The sequence below is a fragment of the bacterium genome (assembly GCA_030654305.1).
Classification (GTDB): Bacteria; Krumholzibacteriota; Krumholzibacteriia; order LZORAL124-64-63; family LZORAL124-64-63; genus PNOJ01.
Window position 1 is genome coordinate 1 of record JAURXS010000032.1, and the last position, 4034, is coordinate 4034.

The window sequence follows — 4034 nt, forward strand, 5'->3', positions numbered from 1 at the left end:
GGCAGGCGCTCCTCGACGAGCAGGACCTTCGTCTGGTCCGGGACCTCGAGATCGACGCTGATCCGCAGGTAGCTCGTCACCGCGCCTTCGGAGCGCAGCGAGACCGTCACTTCCTTGAGACCGACCAGCGCGCCGCGGCCGCTCAGCGACGCGGCCTCGCCGTGCTTCCCGGGCTTGCCGTGGGCGGACTTGCCCTTGGCCGCGGGCTGGCCGTGCTCGCCGGCCGCCCCCTCCTCGGCCAGGGCCGTCTGGTCCCCGGCGCCCAGGTTCTGGAGCTTGGGCACGATCACGAACTGGGTCACCCCGACCGCCAGGGCGGCCTGCACCACGATGATCACGGCCAGCAGCACGAGCTTGTTCTCGAACGGCTTGAAGGCCGCCTTCTTGGGCTTCTCCTGCGGCTCCGACTTGACGTCCTCTTCGGCCATGTCCCTCTCCCGTCGTTAGTGGCTGCGCGTGCGGCGCCGGTAGTCCAGCACCTGCCGCACGATCTCCTCGACCGGCTCCCTCACGGTGATCAGGCGTCCGGTGGTCAGGCCGATCATGGTGTCGGGCGTGCGCTCGACGAACTCGATCAGTTCGGCGTTGACCACGATGCCGCTGCCGTCCAGCCGCGTGACGCTGATCATGGGCTCCGGCTCCTCTCCCGCCGTTCAGGTCTGCTAGCGGACCATCGAGACGATGTCCTGCAGGATCTGGTCCCCGGTGGTGATGACCTTGGCGTTGGCCTGGAAGGCGCGCTGGGCGATCACCATGTTCGTCAGCTCCTGGGTCAGGTCCACGTTCGAGCCCTCCAGGGCGCCCGAGGTGATGAAGGTGTCCGACTCGCCGCCGGCGAAGCCCTCGACCGCCAGGCCGGAGTTGCCGCTGACCTGGAAGGTGTTGCCCTCGGTCCGCAGCAGCCCCTGCATGTTGGAGAAGCGCGCCAGACCGATCTGGCCGAGCGTCTGCACCGTGTCGTTCGAGAAGCGGCCGATGATGATGCCGTCGGCGTTGATCTCGTAGTCCAGCAGCGAGCCCACGGTGTGGCCGTCGGCGATCGTCTGCAGGGTCTCGTTGGCGGCGTACTGCGTGAGGCCGCTGAGGCCGCCGAACTGGCCGGCGTCGATCTGCAGCGTGATGGGCAGGGCCCCGGTCGTGCCGTCGGCCTGGGGGCGGAAGGACAGCCCGCCCGCGTCGTCGGTGTAGCGGAAGGCGATGATCTCGCCGGTCTCGGCGAAGCTGGCCGTGCCGGTGTTGCCGCTGACCATCACCTCGTCGCCCTCCATCTCGGCGACCCAGTTCCACTCGTTGCGGCCGATCACCTTGCTGAAGGTGAACAGGACGTTGTGCACGTCGCCGAGCGAGTCGTAGACGGTGGCCGAGGCGGTGAACTCGCTGCCGTCGTCGGCCTCCTGGGTCTCGACGAAGCCGAACGAGGTCTCGAGGGTCGGGTTGACCTCGCCCACCTCGCGGATGTCCACCTGGCCGAGCGAGTTGTCGATGCCGACCTCGCCGCTCATGACGATGTGCCCGTCGGCGTCCAGGCTCACCGGCGAGGTCGAGATGCCCAGGGCGATCTGCAGCCCGGTCATCAGGTCGCCGAAGGTCGTGGCGGCGTCCACGGACATGGTGTTCGAGGGCGCCTGGTGCTCGCCCACCGAGCCGCCGATCATGATCGTGGTGCTCGGGTTCGTGGGCGACACGTTCAGGCCCAGGGACTGGCCGCGGCTGTTGTAGACGGCCGTGAGCAGGTCGTCGGTGGTCGCCGCGGCGCGGATCTGGCCCGCCGAGCGCGTCGCGTCGTAGGTGGTGCCGGACTCGCCCGGGCCGATGCTCGGGCTGAAGCGGAAGGACTGGTTGAAGTCGAGGCGGCCGGGGATGGTCAGCTGCAGGTTCTGCAGCGACGTGGCGGCGCTGGTGTTGCCCAGCGAGATCGAGCCGTCGGCGGCGATGCTGACCGCCACCTCGCCCGGTGCCACGTCGGGCAGCGACTCCAGCGAGGTTTGGATCCAGGCCGCGAGCTCGGCCAGCGTGGTGCCGTCGGTGCCGACCTCGAAGGCCGGCAGGTTCAGCGTGTTCGAGCCCGAGGCGCCGGTCACCAGGCCGGTCAGCGAGATCTGGTCGTTGGCGATCAGGCCCATCGCGCCGCCGCTCTGGCCGTAGAGCGCGGTCAGCAGGTCGGTGCCCGCGGCCGCGGCCATGAAGTGCGACGACTCCATGATCGTGCCCTGGGCCTCGGCGTCGGAGTTCAGGTTGCCGAACAGGCGCACCGAGGTCGAAGACAGGGCCGGGACCGTGCGGCCGGGATCCAGGTACAGGTCCTCGTAGGCTCCCGCCTGGACGACGCCGTTGTCGTCGGCCATCAGGCCCTGCAGGTGCAGGCCGGTGCTGGGATCGACGAAGTTGTTGTTGGCGTCCAGCCCGAACGCGCCGGACCGGGTGTAGTAGCGGCCCGCGCCGTCGCTCAGCACGAAGAAGCCGTCGCCCTGCAGGGCGAGGTCGTTGACCAGGCCCGTGGTCTCGAGGTGCCCCTGGGTGAAGCGCGAGTCGATGCTGGCCACCGACGACCCCAGGCCGACCTGCTGGGCGTTGACGCCGCCGCGGCTGCCGGAAACCGGCCGCTGCGAGGGACGCACCGTCTGGGTCAGCATCTCGCGGAAGGTCACCCGCGACGACTTGTAGCCCACGGTGTTGGCGTTGGCGATGTTGTTGCCGATCACGTCCAGCGCGATCGAGTTGGCCGACAGGCCCGTGATGCCGGAGTACAGCGAACGCAGCATGTGTTCCTCCTTGTCAGGGTCGCCCGCGGGTTCAGATCCCGACGCGGGCGATCTCGGAAGCGTAATAGTCACGGCCTGCGATGTGCAGCAGGGCCAGGTTGTTCTCGAAGCGGATGCTCTCGACCAGGCCCGACATGTAGACCACCGATTCGACGGCGGCGCCCTCGTTGTCGGCCACCTCGACGCTCAGCGTGTAGTCCCCGTCCGGCGCCGCCTGCCCGTCGGTGCCCAGGCCGTCCCAGGTCAGCTCCGACCAGCCGGCCGCCACCGTCTGGGTGAAGGTGCGCACCACGTCGCCGTTCTCGTCGCGGACGGTCACGGTCGCCACGCCGGCCGCCTCGGACTGGAGGTGGCTGGACGAGGCCTCGCCTTCCGTCACGACCACCTGGTCGCCCTCGACCACGGCGGTGCGGCCCACCAGCCCCAGCATCATGGTGTTGTTCAGGGACTGGGTGTACACGAGGTCCTGGGTCATCGAATCGTTCATGGCCTGCAGCTGCTCCAGCGTGGACAGCTGGGCGAGCTGCGAGGTGAACTCGGCGTTGTCCAGGGGCTTCAGGGGATCCTGGTTCTTGATCTGCGTGATGAGCAGCTGCAGGAACTCGTTCTTGAGCTCCTCGGCGCTGCCGGTTCCGGCCGTCGAAGTGGTCGGGGTCGTGCTCACCGAATTGACGATCATGTGCGGGCTCCTTCCTCGCCGTCGCGTTCGTCACGATCGCGGCGGCCGTCCCGGCCGCGGCGGTCGTCCCGTCCGTCGTCGTGCTTCCCGGGCTCCTCCCGCTCCACGTCGACTTTCACCCGGTCCCAGCCGGCCTGCTTGTCCAGCAGGGCGGCGGTCAATTCGTGGGCCCCGTCGCGCAGCGCTTTGGCGGCCTCGGCCGATTCGACGCGGAAGGTCAGGTGCAGTTCCTGGCCGTGGCGTTCGAAACTGACGTCGACCTTGCCGAGCTGCGGCGGGGTGAGCTGCAGGCGCAGCGCGCCCTTGCCGCCGGGTCCCGCGAGTTCCCCGGCCAGGCGGGCGACGACCTGGCGCCGCACGCTCTCCGGCACGGACGCCTCGCTCCCGTCCTCGATCCGGAGGTCGTCGCCGGCGGCGTTCGCCGTCCTGACGGCGAGGTTCGCGATCCCGGTCGCGCTGCCCGGCGCGGCGCCGGCGCTACCGCCGACCGCCTGAGCCGGCGTGCCTGCGGCCGGTTGACCGGCGGGCGCGCCCTCGGCGCCCTGTCCGGCGCCCTGCCCGGCGCCCTGCCCGGAGTTGCCGGGGTGCGTGGT

Annotated in this window: 5 protein-coding genes; all 5 read right to left on the reverse strand. The window is 69.9% G+C overall.

What is annotated here, in order from left to right:
• The coding region (locus Q7W29_00760; protein MDO9170345.1) for a hypothetical protein at positions 1–428 on the reverse strand (428 nt) is incomplete at its 3' end.
• A gap of 15 nt (positions 429–443) precedes the next feature.
• Positions 444–629 carry a flagellar FlbD family protein gene (locus Q7W29_00765; GenBank protein ID MDO9170346.1) on the reverse strand — a complete coding sequence of 62 codons (186 nt, stop codon included), beginning with the start codon at positions 627–629 and terminating at the stop codon, positions 444–446.
• 33 nt (positions 630–662) lie between these two features.
• Positions 663–2762 carry a flagellar hook-basal body complex protein gene (locus tag Q7W29_00770; GenBank protein MDO9170347.1) on the reverse strand — a complete coding sequence of 700 codons (2100 nt, stop codon included), beginning with the start codon at positions 2760–2762 and terminating at the stop codon, positions 663–665.
• A gap of 31 nt (positions 2763–2793) precedes the next feature.
• Complete coding sequence (locus tag Q7W29_00775; GenBank protein ID MDO9170348.1) at positions 2794–3441, reverse strand: flagellar hook capping FlgD N-terminal domain-containing protein; 648 nt, start codon at positions 3439–3441, stop codon at positions 2794–2796.
• Positions 3438–4034, reverse strand: a 597-nt coding sequence (locus Q7W29_00780) for a flagellar hook-length control protein FliK (protein MDO9170349.1), incomplete at its 5' end; no start/stop codon positions are given. The genes Q7W29_00780 and Q7W29_00775, both read right to left, overlap by 4 nt.